This window comes from Paenibacillus sp. FSL R7-0210, assembly GCF_038009085.1.
Taxonomy (GTDB): Bacteria; Bacillota; Bacilli; order Paenibacillales; family Paenibacillaceae; genus Paenibacillus_AQ; species Paenibacillus_AQ silagei.
This window is the reverse complement of sequence record NZ_JBBPAR010000001.1, coordinates 2,798,649-2,815,760: the sequence shown is the minus strand read 5'-3', so window position 1 is coordinate 2,815,760 and position 17,112 is coordinate 2,798,649. Positions and strand designations below refer to the sequence as shown.

Annotated in this window: 19 protein-coding genes; 14 read left to right on the top strand and 5 right to left on the bottom strand. The window is 50.4% G+C overall.

What is annotated here, in order from left to right; all coding sequences use genetic code 11:
* Positions 1-22: 22 nt before the first annotated feature.
* Entirely contained in the window at positions 23-475 is a 453-nt protein-coding gene (locus MKY64_RS12195) for a MarR family winged helix-turn-helix transcriptional regulator (RefSeq protein WP_339256393.1), read from the bottom strand.
* A 581-nt stretch (positions 476-1,056) separates the two neighbouring features.
* Here MKY64_RS12195 and MKY64_RS12190 point away from each other — a divergent pair.
* On the top strand, positions 1,057-1,416 hold the full coding sequence (locus tag MKY64_RS12190; RefSeq protein WP_036694148.1) for a helix-turn-helix transcriptional regulator: 360 nt from the start codon (positions 1,057-1,059) through the stop codon (positions 1,414-1,416).
* Positions 1,417-1,523: 107 nt separating this feature from the next.
* Here MKY64_RS12190 and MKY64_RS12185 read toward each other — a convergent pair whose 3' ends face one another.
* Positions 1,524-2,087, bottom strand: a complete 564-nt coding sequence (locus MKY64_RS12185) for a TraR/DksA C4-type zinc finger protein (RefSeq protein WP_339314052.1) — start codon at positions 2,085-2,087, stop codon at positions 1,524-1,526.
* Positions 2,088-2,274: 187 nt separating this feature from the next.
* Between MKY64_RS12185 and MKY64_RS12180 the strand changes: the two genes are divergently transcribed.
* The 6 genes from MKY64_RS12180 (at position 2,275) to MKY64_RS12155 (ending at position 9,025) form a co-directional block, all read left to right on the top strand.
* On the top strand, positions 2,275-2,670 hold the full coding sequence (locus tag MKY64_RS12180) for a DivIVA domain-containing protein (protein WP_339314053.1): 396 nt from the start codon (positions 2,275-2,277) through the stop codon (positions 2,668-2,670).
* 71 nt (positions 2,671-2,741) lie between these two features.
* The gene (locus MKY64_RS12175) at positions 2,742-5,474 is read left to right on the top strand and encodes a CHASE3 domain-containing protein (protein WP_340953255.1); all 2,733 of its coding nucleotides are present in this window, start codon (positions 2,742-2,744) and stop codon (positions 5,472-5,474) included.
* A 186-nt stretch (positions 5,475-5,660) separates the two neighbouring features.
* A complete protein-coding gene (locus tag MKY64_RS12170; protein WP_036728836.1) occupies positions 5,661-6,527 on the top strand; it encodes a PRD domain-containing protein in 867 nt (288 codons plus the stop codon).
* 21 nt (positions 6,528-6,548) lie between these two features.
* Positions 6,549-7,070 carry a PTS sugar transporter subunit IIA gene (locus MKY64_RS12165; RefSeq protein ID WP_339256400.1) on the top strand — a complete coding sequence of 174 codons (522 nt, stop codon included), beginning with the start codon at positions 6,549-6,551 and terminating at the stop codon, positions 7,068-7,070.
* 43 nt (positions 7,071-7,113) lie between these two features.
* Positions 7,114-8,568 carry an N-acetylglucosamine-specific PTS transporter subunit IIBC gene (nagE, locus tag MKY64_RS12160; RefSeq protein WP_340953253.1) on the top strand — a complete coding sequence of 485 codons (1,455 nt, stop codon included), beginning with the start codon at positions 7,114-7,116 and terminating at the stop codon, positions 8,566-8,568.
* Positions 8,569-8,710: 142 nt separating this feature from the next.
* Positions 8,711-9,025: a hypothetical protein gene (locus tag MKY64_RS12155; protein ID WP_036728829.1), complete on the top strand. Its 315-nt coding sequence runs from the start codon at positions 8,711-8,713 to the stop codon at positions 9,023-9,025.
* A gap of 153 nt (positions 9,026-9,178) precedes the next feature.
* Here MKY64_RS12155 and MKY64_RS12150 read toward each other — a convergent pair whose 3' ends face one another.
* Both MKY64_RS12150 and MKY64_RS12145 read right to left on the bottom strand, forming a co-directional pair.
* Positions 9,179-9,391 (bottom strand): hypothetical protein, encoded by a 213-nt coding sequence (locus MKY64_RS12150; protein ID WP_339256404.1) that lies wholly within the window; start codon positions 9,389-9,391, stop codon positions 9,179-9,181.
* Positions 9,392-9,568: 177 nt separating this feature from the next.
* The gene (locus MKY64_RS12145) at positions 9,569-10,273 is read right to left on the bottom strand and encodes an NAD(P)-dependent oxidoreductase (RefSeq protein ID WP_340953252.1); all 705 of its coding nucleotides are present in this window, start codon (positions 10,271-10,273) and stop codon (positions 9,569-9,571) included.
* Positions 10,274-10,438: 165 nt separating this feature from the next.
* Here MKY64_RS12145 and MKY64_RS12140 point away from each other — a divergent pair, with 165 nt between their 5' ends.
* The 5 genes from MKY64_RS12140 (at position 10,439) to MKY64_RS12120 (ending at position 14,603) form a co-directional block, all read left to right on the top strand.
* Positions 10,439-11,002, top strand: coding sequence for a TetR/AcrR family transcriptional regulator (locus MKY64_RS12140; RefSeq protein WP_209870267.1), 564 nt, complete (start codon positions 10,439-10,441; stop codon positions 11,000-11,002).
* 61 nt (positions 11,003-11,063) lie between these two features.
* Complete coding sequence (locus MKY64_RS12135) at positions 11,064-11,579, top strand: sigma-70 family RNA polymerase sigma factor (RefSeq protein WP_036728818.1); 516 nt, start codon at positions 11,064-11,066, stop codon at positions 11,577-11,579.
* Between the two features lie 23 nt (positions 11,580-11,602).
* Entirely contained in the window at positions 11,603-12,736 is a 1,134-nt protein-coding gene (locus MKY64_RS12130; protein WP_339256410.1) for a hypothetical protein, read from the top strand.
* Positions 12,733-13,725 carry an ABC transporter ATP-binding protein gene (locus tag MKY64_RS12125; protein ID WP_340953249.1) on the top strand — a complete coding sequence of 331 codons (993 nt, stop codon included), beginning with the start codon at positions 12,733-12,735 and terminating at the stop codon, positions 13,723-13,725. Before MKY64_RS12130 ends, MKY64_RS12125 begins: the two co-directional genes overlap by 4 nt.
* Complete coding sequence (locus MKY64_RS12120) at positions 13,722-14,603, top strand: ABC transporter permease subunit (RefSeq protein ID WP_076077863.1); 882 nt, start codon at positions 13,722-13,724, stop codon at positions 14,601-14,603. The genes MKY64_RS12125 and MKY64_RS12120 overlap by 4 nt, the downstream gene beginning before the upstream one ends.
* A gap of 96 nt (positions 14,604-14,699) precedes the next feature.
* On the opposite strand, the gene MKY64_RS12115 is transcribed toward MKY64_RS12120, so the two are convergent.
* On the bottom strand, positions 14,700-15,026 hold the full coding sequence (locus tag MKY64_RS12115; protein ID WP_036728810.1) for a winged helix-turn-helix transcriptional regulator: 327 nt from the start codon (positions 15,024-15,026) through the stop codon (positions 14,700-14,702).
* A 160-nt stretch (positions 15,027-15,186) separates the two neighbouring features.
* Between MKY64_RS12115 and MKY64_RS12110 the strand changes: the two genes are divergently transcribed.
* Positions 15,187-15,969 carry a GTP cyclohydrolase II gene (locus tag MKY64_RS12110; protein WP_340953248.1) on the top strand — a complete coding sequence of 261 codons (783 nt, stop codon included), beginning with the start codon at positions 15,187-15,189 and terminating at the stop codon, positions 15,967-15,969.
* A gap of 75 nt (positions 15,970-16,044) precedes the next feature.
* Positions 16,045-17,100, top strand: a complete 1,056-nt coding sequence (locus MKY64_RS12105) for an ABC transporter ATP-binding protein (RefSeq protein WP_339256415.1) — start codon at positions 16,045-16,047, stop codon at positions 17,098-17,100.
* The last annotated feature ends 12 nt before the right edge of the window (positions 17,101-17,112 follow it).

The following is a 17,112-nucleotide window of genomic DNA, read 5'->3' as shown; positions in this document are numbered from 1 at the left end:
CTATAATTCTCCTTTTGTATAATCAATAGTCCCGTTTGTTTCCCTTTTTTACATATTCCCAGTCTTTTTCCACATTGGACCTGACTCTTTGTAGGAGTTTTACCAGGGTTTCAGCCTCACTTTCGGAGAAGCCGGACAGCGCTACGCTATTAGAATAATCGTTCTCTCTCTTGAGCAGAGGGTAGACGGCCTGCCCTTTCTCTGTAGGGATCAGCCGCTTGATTTTTTTGTTGTGCCGATCTTCATTTTTTTCAATAAAACCGTTAATCTCAAGCTTCTGTATAGCGCGGGCAGCCGTTGTCCGGTCCACTTTAATCATTTCAGCCAGCTTCTCCTGGATCATCCCCGGATGCTCACAGATCCGCATCAGATACAAATATTGCCCCCTGGTAAGGTCGTATTGCTTAAATTCGATATTGCTGATAGAGTCCAGTGACCGGGCAATCATTCCAACCTCGCGTAGAATCTCCTTCATAATCACAGCCCCATTGATCATGTATTTTCCAAGCCTATAGTTTTAAAATAATACATGATTTTTGTTGCAATTACAACAAAATAAATAAGAGTAATCGTCTGTGGAGAGGCAGAGAGGGGGGGATTATTCATGTCATTTCATCATATGAAAAATTCATAATAATGACCCCAAATATTAATAAAAGACTTATTGCGTCCACAATAACCTTTATTTTGCAGAGGTAATAAGCAACGGGTGTCAGGCGCCGAAAGTTAAAGTCGCACTCTATTAATATAATTTCATTACATGAAAAATTCACAATAGAGTACATAAAAACACCAGCCGTATCTACTAATACCATCTAACCGTCTCACCATATGCGTACCTATCTTCTTCAAAACGGAAAAAGTAAACCTAAACTCCGCACCGGAAAAATGAAACTATAAAATATAACTTGTTGTGAAAACTGGGAAATAGAGTTTATACTAGAGTTGTAGCTGGAAATGCTACCCACATCATTTGACTGCCGGAATTAAGTGACAAGGGGCTATGGCTGTTCTTCTCTAAGGATTCTAACAAAAAAACACCCCGGGAGGTGTCTTATGGCGTTTATGATTGCTCAGCGGGCGTTTATAAAGGTATATCTGATTACAATGGTGGAGCAACACAAGGGGTATGGTTATCAGATGCTGGAGGATTTGCGCAGAGATTTCAAAGCTCATGGCTATTCGCCTCCCCAAAGTGAAATTTACCGCGCTCTGCATGAGTTGGTGCAGCAAGGGATACTTTACCGTACCAAGCAGCTTAAGGGGAGCGATCCGAAGGTCGATTTTCAGGAGATTGTCCTGTATCACTTCACTTCGGACGGGGAGGAGAAGGCCAAACTATATAAGAAGCAGGTGAAGGCCGATCTGGACCGTTGTCTTGGTATTCTTAATAAGGCAGTAGCAGACAACTTCTGATGGGAGATCCACGAGCTGGCGGGCTCATGCATATCGATCTGGCCACGTTCCGGCGGACTCATCTATATCAGTCTATCCAGAAGCCTCACAAGTCGTGAACAGCCGGCTCAGGAATCCTCATCTTCAGAATCCTGGCCCGGCGGGGTTACCGGCGAGCTTGCGCTGCCATAATCCTCGACGGCTTCCCAGGCACCGGCGTCATCAAATCTTCCGCTATTCTGCTGACGTCCTTCGCCTGCACCGGCTGGCGGCGGGGTCATAACCTCTTCTTCCACAGGGCGTGCGCCGGTGTCACGGCTGGTTGGGGCATGCTCCACGGTATAGCGGGTGTAGGGGATGGCCTCAAGCCGCTCATAAGGAATCTCTTGCTTGCTGGCTTCGCAGATGCCGTACGTTCCGTTATCCATCCGCGCAAGAGCAGCTTCGATCTCCGTTAATTCTTCGGATAGCGAGGTGTTGATGGACAGGTCGCGGCTGCGTTCAAACGTCTCTGTTCCTGTATCGGCGGGATGGTTATCGACCGAAGAGAGCTCGCCCGTTGAGAGGATAAGGGAATCGCCAAGCAGGCTGTCTTCTGCTCCATTGCCGGAGAAATGCTGTTCCAGTTCAGCCTTGCGTTCTTCAAGCGAGGCTCTAAGCTTAGTCAATTGGTCTTTGGTTAAGTGGCTCATCTGTCATCTTCCTTTCAGCTTGATTAGTAGTTATACTGTCGTAATCTTTCCTTACCCTAATGTGTTATAGGGCAATCAGCAGGCATCCCTATGCTGAATTGTAACTTTAGTGATATTTTCATGCTGCTTTCACCCTGTTATAATAATACCTGCCGGATGAATGCAGCATACACTTGGAGGTTATGAAATGGACGAACATATGAAACGGCGGCTGGATAAGCAGAGAAAGCTGTTCAGCCAGCTCGGTATTACACTTGATGCACTTACCATTCATGAAAAGGAATTCAGTATGAAGCTTCGCGGCTATGATGCCGAAGAGGTGGATACGTTCCTGGACAGCGTCATTAAGGATTATGAACGGTTCTATGCTACCATAGCGGATCTGATGGATAAATGGCAGGAGCAGCAGATTGAGATGAAAGAGCTGAAGGCAGAGGTGAAGACCGCAACCACTCCGGCCCCTGTGCCGATTATTAAGGGCATTGATCCGCAGGATCTCGAAGATATTATCATCAAGCTGGAAGCCAATGTGCGTCAGCTCAAGGACAGATTGCCCATTCCCCGCACGGAGGGGTATTTGTAAGCCCTGTGCAGCCACAGCGTGAGAGACAACAATATGCAGCATAAGTATAACTCTGGACGGGGGTAGGACCATTGCCGGAGAAGCATGCTTGGAGCTTGAAGATCCGCGGCAAAATCGCACTTGGATATGTCATCATATTATTAATGCTGGGGCTATTTCTGATTATAGTCTCTGGCCGGATTAACAGCCTGGAGAAAGAAACCGTGTTCTTGAGCGATCATGATATAGAAGTTCATGAACTTACATATCAAATTGAGAAAAATGTACTCGATATGGAGACTGGACAGCGGGGATATGTCCTTACCGATGATGAGTCCTATCTGGCACCGTATAATGACGGGCTGGTGCAGTGGAGGATTAATGCAGCGAAGCTGAATAATCTCATTGCCGATAACCCGAAGCAGGTACGGAATCTGGACACGATTACGGATAATATCGAGAAGTGGGTCGATGTTGCCGGACAGCATGTGGTTGAGCTGAAGAAGAATGGTCATACGGAAGCGGTCAACGCTTTTTTTCGCAACGATACGGGAAAAAATCTCGTCGATACGATCCGTTCCCAGTCCGATTACTTCCGTGACATCGAACGTACGCTCACGAACGACCGGATCAGCAACCTGAAGGACAGCAATCATAAGCTGCTGATTACCATGTACATATTGTGGGGATTGGTGGTCGTACTTGCGCTGCTCATCACTTATCTGCTCTCGGCCAGCATTGTGAATCCGTTGCACAGCGTCATACAGGCCATCAACAGTATTGCCTCCGGCGGTAACCGCTCGGAGCGCATTAAGGTGAAGACGCTGGATGAAATCTATGACCTGGGCGAAGCGACGAACGGGCTGCTGGATAACGTGCAGCGGGAGCAGTGGACGAGTGAACAGCTCACCTCAATGTCGATTGCCCTGCAAGAGACCATTGATATGCCTTCGCTGTGCAGAATTTTTGTCAGCCGGTTGTCGGTTATGCTGGAAATGCAGTATGCCAGTATATACGTCGTGAATAACGAGGAACTGTTCGAGCGCATCTATTCCTATGCAGGCGCAGAGAATAAGGAAGAACGCATCGGGCCCGAGGTTATTCAGCCGGGAGTAGGCCTGGCAGGTCAATGTGCGCTGGATCAGCGGATGAATGTGATTGAGCAATTGCCTGATGACTATATCTCCATCAGCTCCGCTCTGGGCAGAACGCCGCCGAGGTTCGCTGTGATTGCTCCGATTATTTTTGAGAACAAGACTGTTGCTGTACTGGAGATTGCTGCGCTGACCCGTTGGGCGCCTTACCATTTCGAGCTGCTGAAGGAATTGCTGGACATGATGGGGGTTACCGTGAATTCGGTGAAGACCCGGATGGAGATCCAGAGGCTTCTGCATGAATCACAGGTGATGAACGAAGAGCTTCAGGTTCAATCCGAAGAGCTGCAGACTCAGTCCGAGGAGATGCAGATGCAGACGGAGGAGCTTCAGAGTCAGACCAGCGAGCTGCTAACCGTGAACAAGGAGCTTGAGAATCAGAAATATGTAGCCGAGAATGCAGCGATCGAGCTGGAGCGGTACAATGAACAGCTGGAACAGAGCTCGCGCTACAAGTCTGAATTCCTGGCCAATATGTCGCATGAGCTGCGGACACCGCTGAACAGTATGCTGATTCTCTCACAGCTGCTGACGGAAAACCGCAATCATACGTTAACCGAGGAAGAACTGGGCTATGCCTCTGTCATTTACAATTCCGGAAGTGATCTGCTTAGTATGATTAACGATATTCTGGATCTTTCCAAGGTGGAAGCGGGCAAAATGCTGGTGGAAATGGATGCCGTCAATCTCACCGAGCTGCCTTCGCTGCTGCAGGGTTATTTCGGCAAGCTTGCAGAAGCGCAGAATGTGGAGTTTAACGTAACTCTGAACCCTGAGGTTCCGGATCTGTTTTTCACCGATGAGATGCGCCTGCACCAGATTCTGCGGAATCTGCTGTCCAATGCCTTCAAATTCACGGAGCAGGGCTCTGTTACCATGGAGATTACCAAGCTGGCGGAATATTCAGATCAGAGTTACATAGCAGAGGGGCCGGTACTGGCCTTTGCTGTCCAGGATACCGGAATCGGCATCTCTGAAGAGAACCGTGAGCTGATCTTCGAGGCCTTCCGCCAAGTGGACGGAACGACTGCCCGCAAATTCGGGGGAACCGGTCTGGGCTTGTCCATCTCCCAGCAATTGGCTCAGCTATTGGGCGGGCATATCAGCCTGGAGAGCGAAGAGGGCAAGGGCAGTACATTCACCTTGTATCTCCCTTGCCGTGAACTGGACAGTGAAGAAGAACCGTTCCATCCGGCGGAGCTGGCTCAGACTGCAGCCGGGTCGGAGCACTCCAGAACCGTTCATGATACAGGGCAGGCGGGTAATAGCGGGGACTCCCTGTTCGAGAAAGAATACGCCATGCTGCAAGGCAGAACTGTCCTGATTGTGGATGATGATATGCGCAATATTTATGCCTTGCAGAAGGGTCTGGAGCCTTACGGAATGATCATTATTACCGCTCAGACAGGGTATGAATGTCTTCAAGTGGTTAGAGAGCAGCCGGAGGTGGATATCGTACTACTGGATATTATGATGCCGGTTCTGGATGGCTATGACACGCTGTCTATTATCCGTGAGGAGATGCACCTCACCGACCTCCCGATCATTGCGGTCTCTGCCAAAACGATGAAGGAAGACCGTGAGCGTTGCCTGGCCGCCGGAGCCACTGATTTCATCAGCAAGCCGGTATTGATACAGGACGTCATTACACGAATGTGCCGGTACATTTGACTTTTCCAAAAACCCATTGACGGGAATACAAGGTATGCTTTATGATGGGTTCATAAATGATCATTTATATGCAGTGGCGTGTTACCTTAACAGGGCATGAGCCAAGATTCGTACTCAATACTTTGAGTCCAATCTTGGCTCTTTTTTGTGCAAAAAATCAGGATATGGGCGGAAAGGAGGGGGAACTTGGCGAGGGACACTGAACAATTTCAGGTGCTGCGGGTGATTGGGAATAATGTCGTAATGGTAGAGGGCGGCAAGAAGAGCAAGGAATATGTAATTATCGGCAAGGGCATCGGGTTTGCGCTTAAGGATACGGGTGTTATTGATTCGGATGATCCCCGGATTGAAAAGCTGTTTCGGCTGGAGGACCGGGAGGAATGGAGTCAGTATCAGATTCTGCTGGAGGACATTGATCCCAAGGTCATGAGGATTACGGATGAGATTATCTCTGATATCGCCCGTGAGTTTCCCGGCAAGTTAAACGACAAGATCTATTTGGCGCTCCCCAGCCATATCCAATTCACCATTTTCCGCTTGCGCAGCGGGATGGACATTGTGAATCCATTCCTGGAGGAGACCCGGATGACGTTCCCCAAGGAATTTGAGATCGCTTCCAAGGCGGCCGGGAAGATCAGCGAAGGCTTTGAAGTGCAGATTCCTGAGGACGAGGTCGGTTTCCTTACTTACCACGTCTATTCTGCGGTCAGCAATGTGCCGGTGGGCCAGCTTGTGAAGGCCTCCAACATTGTCAGTGAGCTGATGGAGATGATCCGCAGTGAACGCAAGATCCGCTTTGAGCAGGGCAGTATGAATCATGTCCGGCTGATGGTTCACTTGAGATTCTCGATTGAACGGATTCTGCAGGGTTCGCTCATCGACAATCCTTTTGTGAAGCATATCAAGAAGGAATACAAGGATGAATACAAGCTCGCGCAAAGGATGGGCAAAGTCATGCAAGGCAAGCTCAGTGTAGACGTACCCGAAGAAGAAATCTGCTTCCTGGCTATGCATCTGCACCGGCTGTTCCAGACCATAGAGAAGAATAAATAGCAGCAGCAAGGAGTGACTTTTATGTTTTCGAGATGGAAAGCTAAAAAAGAAGAGAAACCTACTGAGGCGGTAACCCGCCTGGAGATATACGCTCCGGTCAGCGGACAGTCCGTACCGTTAACGGAAGTGCCGGATGAGACCTTTGCCGGTGGGCATATGGGCCAAGGCATCGCCATAGAACCTATAGAGGGACGTTTAACGGCCCCTTTTGACGGAAAAATTGCGCATGTGGTCAAAACCAATCACGCTCTAATCCTGGAGCATGCCTCTGGTCTGCAACTGCTGATGCACATCGGAATTGATACGGTCAGCTTACGGGGCGAAGGCTTCATCAGCCATATTGCCACCGGAGATGAAGTGCAGGCAGGGCAGACGCTGATCGAATTTGATCTGGAGGCAATCCGCGCTGCGGGTTATCGTACGATCACTCCGGTAATTGTAACGGGCAACGGGGAGGACACCCCGGAAGTGGATTGCCATTACGGCCAGGTTACGGCAGGAACAAGCAGTGTTCTTACAACAGCAGTAGCTTCACAGCCTTAGAACATACATGTACTTAATATGAAACCAGGGGGATGATTTCATTATGTTGGCTTTTCTACAAAAGTTAGGGAAATCTCTGATGCTTCCAGTCGCAACTTTACCGGCGGCAGCGATTCTGCAAGGGTTCGGACTGATTAATTATGAGAAGGATTTCCATCTGGGCAGTACCGTAGGGGGATTCCTCAACCAGTATGTGGCTCCTTTCCTGAATGCCGGTGCGGGCGCAATCTTCGGTAATCTGGCGCTGATTTTTGCAATTGGGGTAGCGATCGGGTTCGCAGGGGATGCGGTTGCCGCGCTGTCTGCCCTCATTGCTTATCAGGTGCTGGACAGTATTCTTAAGGTGCTTCCAGCCCAAATGCCGTTCATTGCCGATGATGTGAAGCTCAATATGGGCGTGCTGGGCGGGATCTTTGCCGGAGCCTGGGCTGCGTACTTATACAAGAAATATCATAATATCAAAATGCCGGACTGGCTTGGCTTCTTCGCAGGTAAGCGGTTCGTACCTATCATTACGGCCATAACCACCATGATTCTCGCAGTGCTGTTTGGGATGATCTGGAGCCCGATTCAGGATGTGATCAGTGACTTCGGCACTTGGGTTGTTGGTCTTGGCGGTGCAGGGGCATTTGTATTCGGGACAGCTAACCGTCTGTTGCTTCCGTTCGGCCTGCATCATGTAATCAACGCTATCGCCTGGTTCCAGTTGGGTGATTTCACGAACGCTGCAGGGGATATTGTTCACGGAGATCTGACGCGCTTCTTCGCCGGAGATAAGACTGCGGGAATGTTCATGACAGGCTTCTTCCCGATTATGATGTTCGCTATGCCGGGTGCAGCCCTGGCTTTCATTCATACAGCCAAACCGGAGAAACGCAAAATGGTTGCGTCCATCTTCATCGGATCGGCGATTGCTTCCTTCCTGACAGGGATTACGGAGCCCCTGGAATTCTCCTTCATGTTCCTCGCACCGCTGCTGTATCTGGTACACGCTTTGCTGACCGGTTTTGCCGGATTCCTGATGTATGTGCTGGATGTGAAGCTGGGGTTCGGATTCTCCGCCGGGCTCATTGACTACCTGCTTAACATGAAGCTCTCCACCAATGCGTGGGTGCTGATTCCGGTTGGGCTTGGCTTCTTCGTCCTCTATTATGTGCTGTTCCGGTTCATTATCGTCAAGTTCAACCTCAAAACTCCCGGACGCGAGGATGAGACGGAAGATGACCTGATTGATCTGTCCAAGAGCGGTACAGCCGCGTCGTCCTCTTCCAGAGCCGCCAAGATTCTGGAGAACATCGGCGGTTCTGCGAACATCCGTAGCATTGACGCTTGTATCACCCGCTTGCGCCTTAACGTGAATGATGACAAGGCGGTTAAGGATTCCGCGCTCAAGCAGCTTGGTGCATCGGGAGTCATGCGGCTTGGTCAGGGGGCTGTACAGATTGTATTTGGACCACAGTCCGAGCAACTCAAGGATGATATTAAGAAGCTGATGTAGCTTGAAGCTGGTTAGCACAGCAGAATAGGGAATTCCATGCAGGCATCCTTCACAGGATGTCTGTTTTTTTGTGCGCAGGCTATTGCAATATCTACAATACCGAGTATAATACTTGGTATAAAGAAAAAAGGAGTCGGTCCCTTTGTCTATAGATGATTATCTGGATTTGCTGAATTATGCCAAGGCAATTAACGATGAACAGTGGCAGGCTGATCTCCTGGAGCAATTGAAGAACTATGAGGCGCTTGTCGAAGAAAAGAAACAAGTGGATAGCGTGAGAGCGCTATGGACGCGGTTCGATGATATTAACGGACTGCTGATGCAATTATTCGATAAGCTGAGAGAGCATGAGGATACACCGGATAGCGCTCTGTGGAAAGAGCGGATTTGGGAGCTGAAGATGGAGCGGATTCACGTGGCCAAGCAGCTTCAAGCGCGGTATATCAAGATTAGATAGAGAAGTAATAATCGGAGATATGAAGAGGTAGATATAGAGATAATATAGTTTTACTAAAAAATGGCATGCAGTTAGTCTGCTCAGCCATGACATGCACAGTAAAGGTGAATTTCGCAGATTCACTCTCAAGGGCTTGCCGTCGTGTACTTGGACTTACTTGGACATTTCCATTCCATTACGCATCATGGTCATGCACATGGTCATCATTTCATCGCACTGCTGCATTTGAGTCATCATCTTGTCCATATCCATGTTCATCATGCCCATTTCGTTCATGCTTTCCATGCACATCTTCATGTTCTTCATCTTCGACATCATGTCTTCCATACACATGTTCATCATCATTTCCATACATTTCTGTTCCATCCTTAGCTCCACCTTTCAATTTATAATAGTTTACACCTAATAAACTACTATATTTTATTGGTGAGATCAACCTTTTTATGGATATACACCAGATATCAGTCCTACCGCGTGCGGGAGGGCTTTTTCTGTGCGTTTGTATAGGCTCTTCTATACTTTGCTCATTCGTCCGCTTGCTCCTTATCGTCCGACGTTGATCACCTTGCGGGTCCAGGACGGTTCGCTGCCTGCCGCACGCAGCAGGCAATCGGCACAGGCAGCATAAGGCAGCGCCTGGAGCGGATGGATGCGGGCCGATGGGCCTGCCGTATAATTAGAAGAACTCTCTGCGTATTTAAGCACGGATGCCCGTACGATTACCCAGTCTAATCCGCTGCGCATTACTGCTTGTTCAGCGGCTGCCTTATCCTCAATCGCTTTGCAGAACATGCGGCGCATCAAGCGGACAGCCCAGCGGTTGACGAGTGACAACTCCCTCCCGTCACTCAGATTAATCCCGCTCTGCATCACCAGCCGTTGAACTCCATGATGCCGACAGGCTGCAAGGATATTTGGAATTCCTTCTGACATGACGGTACCCGGCGAGAAGTTCGCTGCCATGACATTTTTGCCTGCCTTAAGATTTACAAAGCCCTTCTTGCCGGCAGCATCCGGGGAGAAGTTGCTTGGAGGACCAATACAGCTGATGACCGCTTCGCTTCCGGCGAGGGCCAGGATCATGCTGGATCTGTCGAATACATCCCCTTGCCGGATAGTGAGCCCCGCTGCAGGGGAGAGCGCCTCCGGTCTGCGTACCACAGCTATCACCTCGTGTCCCGCTGCAAGTGCCAGCTCCATTACTTTTCTTCCAGTTCCTCCAGTGGCTCCGATAATTGCAATTTTCATTATAATATTCTCCTTTAAATGCACAGTCGTGAATTAATAAGCATGTATGTATAATAATAAGCAGAACAAGAATCGATACAAGTCTTAAAAAGCCTGATTCTGTGCATTAATTCACGACTTCAACGGAATTGTGCAGTAATCTGCAGGAAAGCTGGTGAGGATAGAGTGTTAAAGATCGACCGGAGAATACGCAAGTCCCAGGAAGCCCTAAAAAAGGCTGTTATTGAGCTCATGCTGGAAAAGGATTTTGATCAAATTACAATACAGGACATTGCTGATAGAGCGGATGTCAGCCGTAGAACCCTTTATCTTCACTACACAGATAAATTTGATCTTCTGGACAAGCTCATAGAAGAGCATATCAGCAATATACGCGAAATCTGCGAAAGTTCAGACGATGCCGCCGGATATACCGAAATGGGATTGGTGTGGTTTGAATATTTTGAGACGCATTCGATGTTCTTCTCTGTTTTGCTGGGGAGTAAAGGCAGCGTGTTTTTCCGCGGGCGGTTTCTTGAATTCTTCCTCGGCGAGCTGGAGAAGGATAACAGCCTGTCTGGAGGGAGCGACAAGGATTCAGCCAACATCAGAAACGTGGACATCCAGTTTCTGGGATCGGCGATCGTTGGTGTAGTGGAATGGTGGTTCAAGAATGGACAGCCGCTCCCTCCAGACGTAATGGCGCAGCGGATCGGGAACTTGCTGGAGAGAAATCTTGAGGCAAGGTGATACAAATCCGCCTTAACCTTCGTCTTACTTATAGCTGCAGCGGATAAGGAGGATTTACCTAATGAATATTCCGGAATCAGACCCATACAAATTAATCTTTTATGAGCATTACCCGAGTGTGCGGCGCAAGCTGGCGGCACTTGTGAGGGACGAGAGTGCTGCCGATGATCTGGCGCAGGAGGTTTTTATCAGACTCTACAGAAATCCGCCGGATGATCCCGCGGCTCTGGGGGCGTGGCTGCATAGAGTGCTAACACGGATCGGATATGATTATCTGAACCAGCGGGTGAGAGAGCGGCGTCTGATCAATAAGCAGGAGCTGTTATATGATGCGGGTGCTTCTGCTCCTACGGGGGAAGAAGTAGTCCTCAGCAAGCTGGATCAGGAAGATGTGCGGAGCTGGCTGGAGGATCTTCCCGAACGGGACCGGCAGGCCCTGCTGCTTAAGTATTCGGGCTACAGCTATGCAGAGATCGCCGGGGAGCTGGGAGTGAAGCCGCCAGTAGTCGGAACCCTGTTAAGCCGGGCGACAGCCAAACTGAAACACCATGCGGTGAAATCCATTCCGCAAGAATAATGAGATCCGGGAGGAAAGAAACCATGAATAGAGCAAACGGGCAGATACAGCCCCAGAGCACAGATGAAGCCTGGGCTAAATTACAGGAGAAGCTGGGAGACGAGCCGGTCAATCCGGTGTGGGCTACATGGGGCAAGCAAGAGACCCCTATAGAGGAACAGACTGTCAAGGCTGATAGATCAGATAGAACAGAACCGGAAGCAGATGTTGTGCTTCAGGCAGCTAAGGCGGGTAACCTTGCAGCAGCGGAGCCAGTGCAGAATACAGGGCGGAAGTCACGCCGGCCTATGATGAGCCGCAGCCGCAAGTGGGCCGCTGCGGCAGCGGGCGTAGCGATTTTCGCAGCAATTCTGGCTACTCCGGTAGGGAATACAGCCATGGCAGCCTTGCTGAACCAGTTCAAGATGCAGGAGGCTACTGTTGTTGAAGAAGGCGATCTGCGGGATATGTTCTATCAGATAATTCAGAATGGCAATGGCAATGGCAATATTGAGCAATCCCTTGAGGCCTTCGGTGACATCTCCATCACCAATGGTGAGATGAAGGAGAATGTTCCGCTCAAGGATATCCAAGGCTTGCTGGGCTACGAGCCGCTGAAGGGGTCCGTTATGGATTCAGTCAAGTTTGTTCAGGTCAGCGGGTCCCATGATATCACACTGAACCTGAAGGTGGATGAAGTGAACAAGGCACTGAAACGCCTGGGCTCGGACAATCTGCTGCCTGCATCTGTAGATGGCAAGCCGATTACGCTTCATATCCCCGAGCAGGTGAACTACGATCTGGGCAGCGATCAGCACTGGGGAGCCTTGTCACAGATGAACACACCTGTCGTTACCGTAGATCCTTCTGTGGATCTGGACGAAGCGATTGATGCCGTTGTGAACTTCCCGCTGATTCCCGACAATCTGCGAAGCAGTCTGCAGAAGAGCCGGATTTTGTCCGGCGATCTGCCGATGCCGCTGATTAAGGGCAATCATGATGAACAGATTACGGTGGCTGGTACGCCGGTCATTCTTACTGAAATGAAGTTCAGTAACGGCAACAGCTATACGGCTGTCTGGGTGCAGAAGGGGCAGCTTCTGCAGCTTAGCGGCGGAGATATCTATCCTGAGCGCGAGCAGTTCATTCAGAAGGTACAGGAGTTGATCACACAATGAGCAGTATCCCTGCGATTGATGCGAACGCCTTGACCAAAGCTTATCCGAACGGGCGCGGTTGCCGGGATGTTACTCTGACTGTGGGGAAAGGGGAAGCCTTCGGCTTCCTCGGCCCCAACGGTGCCGGTAAGAGTACTTTTGTCAAAATGCTGGTTGGACTCATCTCACCAACAGGCGGCCAGGCTTCCATCCTGGGCCATCCGCTGGGCTCTATGGAAGCCAAAATGAAAATTGGCTATCTGCCGGAGCTGTACCGCTACCAGGATTGGCTGACCGGTGAAGAGGTGGTCAGGCTTCATGCCAAGCTGTGCCGGATTCCGAAATCCGTCATGGATCAGAGAATCCCTCACCTCTTGCAGGAGGTAGGTATCGGGCTGCGCGGAAGGGACCGGGTTAAGCATTATTCCAAGGGAATGCAGCAGCGGCTGGGTCTTGCGTGTGCGCTGGTGAATGACCCGGAGATTCTGTTCCTGGATGAACCCTCTTCAGCCCTTGATCCCATCGGGAGAATGGAAGTGCGGAAGATTCTGCAGCGGCTGAAGGACCGGGGAATTACTATTTTTCTCAACTCTCATTTACTTGAGGATGTTGAAGTGCTGTGCGACCGGATGGCTCTGCTGAGTAACGGAGCGGTCCTGCGGCACGGCAAAGTAGCGGAGATGCTGAACAAACGGACAAGCTGGCATTTCAAAGTGGGCGGATACACGCCTTTTTTGCTGTCCTGGCTTAATGAGCATACAGGGCTATCCATCCGGGAATCCGTGCCTGCGGCGGGTAAATCGGGCTATGATCCGGCACAGGAGGAGTCAGATTCAAGCGTCGTGTGGCTGGAGGCGGAGCTGGATCATGAGGAACAGGCAGGCTGGCTGAACGGGCTGATGGTGGAGCAAGGGATGACGCTGTACCAGGTAAGCCGCCAGACTGAACGGCTGGAGGACTGGTTCATGGATGCGGTAGCCGGGCTCAGTCATAGGGGGGAGAAGGAATGAGAACCATATTAGCAATGACCTGGAAAGAAATGCTGCGCAAAAAAGTGATGCTGCTAACCCTCCTGCTTACCCTGGTGTTCCTGATTGCCTTCTGGTTTGTGGCCGATACCGTAGGAACGAACGATCAAGGGGCCGGAACGCTGGGAAATGGCAGCGGGTTGTTCATGCAGTACATGAACGGCGCTTTTATTCTGAGTCTGGGCTTCTTCTTCGGCGCGTTCGTTATTGCCTTTCTGGCGATCTTCAGCTCTTTCTCGGTGATTGCTGGTGAAGCGGAGCAGGGGGTCATGCAGGCTCTGTTACCCCGGCCGCTGCCGCGCTGGAAATGGTATCTTGGCCGCTGGCTGGGCTTTGTCACGCTGGGAACGATCTATGCCCTCATTCTGTTCACTGCAATTCTGCTGATTACAAGTGCCCACGCGAATGTTCCCAGAGATGCAGTCGTGCTTGCGAAGTCATTCCTGCTGTTCGCCTCTGTAGTTCCCTTGTTAATCTCCGTATCCATGCTGGGTTCAGGACTATTCTCGGCGCTTGGCAACGGTGTGTTCATGACAATGCTCTACGGGGCGGGATTTCTCGGAGGGATGGTAGATAAGCTTAGCGGTTCGCTGAGACTGGAGGACGACGGACTGAAGGTGCTGAATAATCTGACCGGAATGATCTCGATGATTATGCCCGCAGATACCTTGCAGCGCCGAATGACTGTCGAGCTGTTCAGCTTACAGGATATGAATGGTATGTTATCGATGGATAGCGGGGCGCTTAGTCTGATGAATTTCAATTCATTTCCGTCTAATACCTTTGTCGTATACGCTGCGATCTACACTGTGGTTATCTTTGGGCTGGGGCTTCTGCGCTTTCAGCGTAAGGATCTGTAGGAATCGACCATGCTTATTATAAAATCAAACAAAGCAGCGCCCCGAAGGTTCCTGTTCAGGAGCTTCAAGGGCGCTGCTTCGCGTGCCGTGCGGAAATCATTTGGTCACGCCGATCTCGATCCAATCCGTAGACCAGTTACCGATTTCTCCAAGAATGGGAGCCAGGGCCGTACCTTTATCGGTTAACGAATATTCAATTCGTACGGGCATCTCAGGATATACAGTGCGCTGTATGATCCCCTCAGTCTCCATTTCCTTTAATCGGTCTGACAAGACCTTGCCGCTAAGGTTGGACAAGCAATGCTCGATTTCCCCGAACCGCCGCGGACCATCCATCAGGACAAATACGATCAGGGCGACCCACCGCTTACTCAGCACATCCACAGCTTTCTCAAACCGGGGGCACATCTCAAAATCATTCATAAGGATCACCTCAGCATTCATTATATCATAAACTTACAATAAGTAATTATAAATATTTAAATATATATTATAACTTGACGAAGTTATATTACAATGATAAACTAACTTACAAATAGTTACTAAGAAGCGTACGCTATCAAACTTTTAGGACGGTGCTCTTATGATCAACCCAGATATCCTATCTATACTACAGAACAAAATCAACCGGATTCCTATGGAAAACTCCACGAATATATTGGTCGGACCTATTACCCTGCCTGTCAATCTGGACGGGGAGACGATCACCTTCAAATGGTACAGCTGGCTGAATGTGACGGACGAAGAGCTTCAGCGCGCTGAAGGTAAGGAGGCTACCGAGCTGCTCATCAGCCGGTTGTCATCGATGAAGCTTGCGGATGGACAGCAGTCCAGTGTCCTGGTCTACGGAGATTTCGAGCATTCCGAGGATGCGCTGATCCGGATGCACAGCATTTGCCATACCGGGGATATCTTCGGCAGCAAGCGCTGCGATTGCGGCTTCCAGCTGCACCAGTCGATGAAGATGATTGCCCAGCATGGCGCCGGGGCACTCTTTTATCTGGCGAATCATGAAGGAAGAGGCATTGGCCTGTTCAGCAAAGCAATGGCATATCTTCTTCAGGAAGAAGGGTATGATACAGTAGAGGCCAATCTGGAGCTGGGGTTCGCCGATGATTCCAGAGATTACACAGATGCGATCAGCGTGCTTCAGCATTTGCGCAGCCATCCTGTGACTCTGATCACCAACAATCCGAAGAAGCTGGAAGCACTACGGGCTGCCGGCATGAATACAGTGAAGCGGGTGCCGCTATGGGGCGACGTATCGGCCTTCAATGAGAAGTACCTGCGGACCAAGGTGGCCCGTTCCGGACATCTGGAGGCTGTGCCGGGTGCAGAGTTTTTTGAGGGAAGAGTGGCTAAATAAGCAGGCTGGACGGATATGCATCCGTTCCATTATAATGGGGTACTGAACCCAATACTTAGCTTAGTGAGGTAACCTATGAATGCTATACAAGTGCAGGACTTGCGCAAGACCTTCAAAGTCCAAAAAAACCGCGAGGGCCTCAAAGGGGCCTTCGCTGATTTGTTTAAGCGGCAATATTCCGAAGTAACAGCAGTGAAGGACATCTCGTTCAGCATTCCCGAAGGTGAAATCTGCGGATATATTGGGGAGAACGGGGCAGGGAAGTCCACTACGATCAAAATGCTTACCGGAATTCTTGTCCCTACCGCCGGCAGTCTGACTGTCGGCGGCTTCGTGCCGTACGAGGAGCGCGAGAAGTTCGTGCAGAACATCGGCGTTGTTTTCGGACAGCGCAGCCAGCTCTGGTGGGATATCGGCGTGATTGAATCATTCCAGCTGCTGCGCAAGGTATACCGGGTGCCGGAGCAGGACTTCAAAAAACGGCTGGATGAGCTGGTGGAACGCCTGGAGCTTCAGGATCTGCTGAACCGTCCGGTCCGCAAATTAAGCCTGGGCCAGCGTATGCGCTGCGAGCTTGTAGCGGCACTGCTGCACAATCCGTCCATTTTGTTCCTGGATGAACCCACGATTGGACTGGATATTGTTGTGAAATCGGAGATCCGCGAATTCCTGAAGGATATGAACCGGGAGCATGGCACAACCATCCTGCTGACGACTCATGATCTGCAGGATATCGAAGCGCTCTGTTCGCGGGTCATCATGCTGGATGACGGGCGGATTATCTATGACGGAGGTCTGGATGATCTGAAGCAGCGCTGGGGAACCGGGCGTGAGGTGCAGTTCCAGTTCGGAACGGCCACGAAGCTGCAGCAGTTGATCGGCTGGACGGAAGGCATGCCGGTGACCTGGACCGCAGAGAATGAGCTGGCGGCCAAGGTCTGGATTCCGCTGGAGTTGAATGTATCGGATGTGCTGGGCCGGGTCGTCGGACAGGCCGATATTACAGATATCAAAATCATCGAAACAAACACGGATGACATCGTCCGCAGTATTTATCAGTCAGGCTCGGCAGAGAAGCCGGAGGAGCGGATCGCCGCTCTCAGCGATGAGAAAGAGGTTATCCATGTCTGAGAAGCTGGCAAC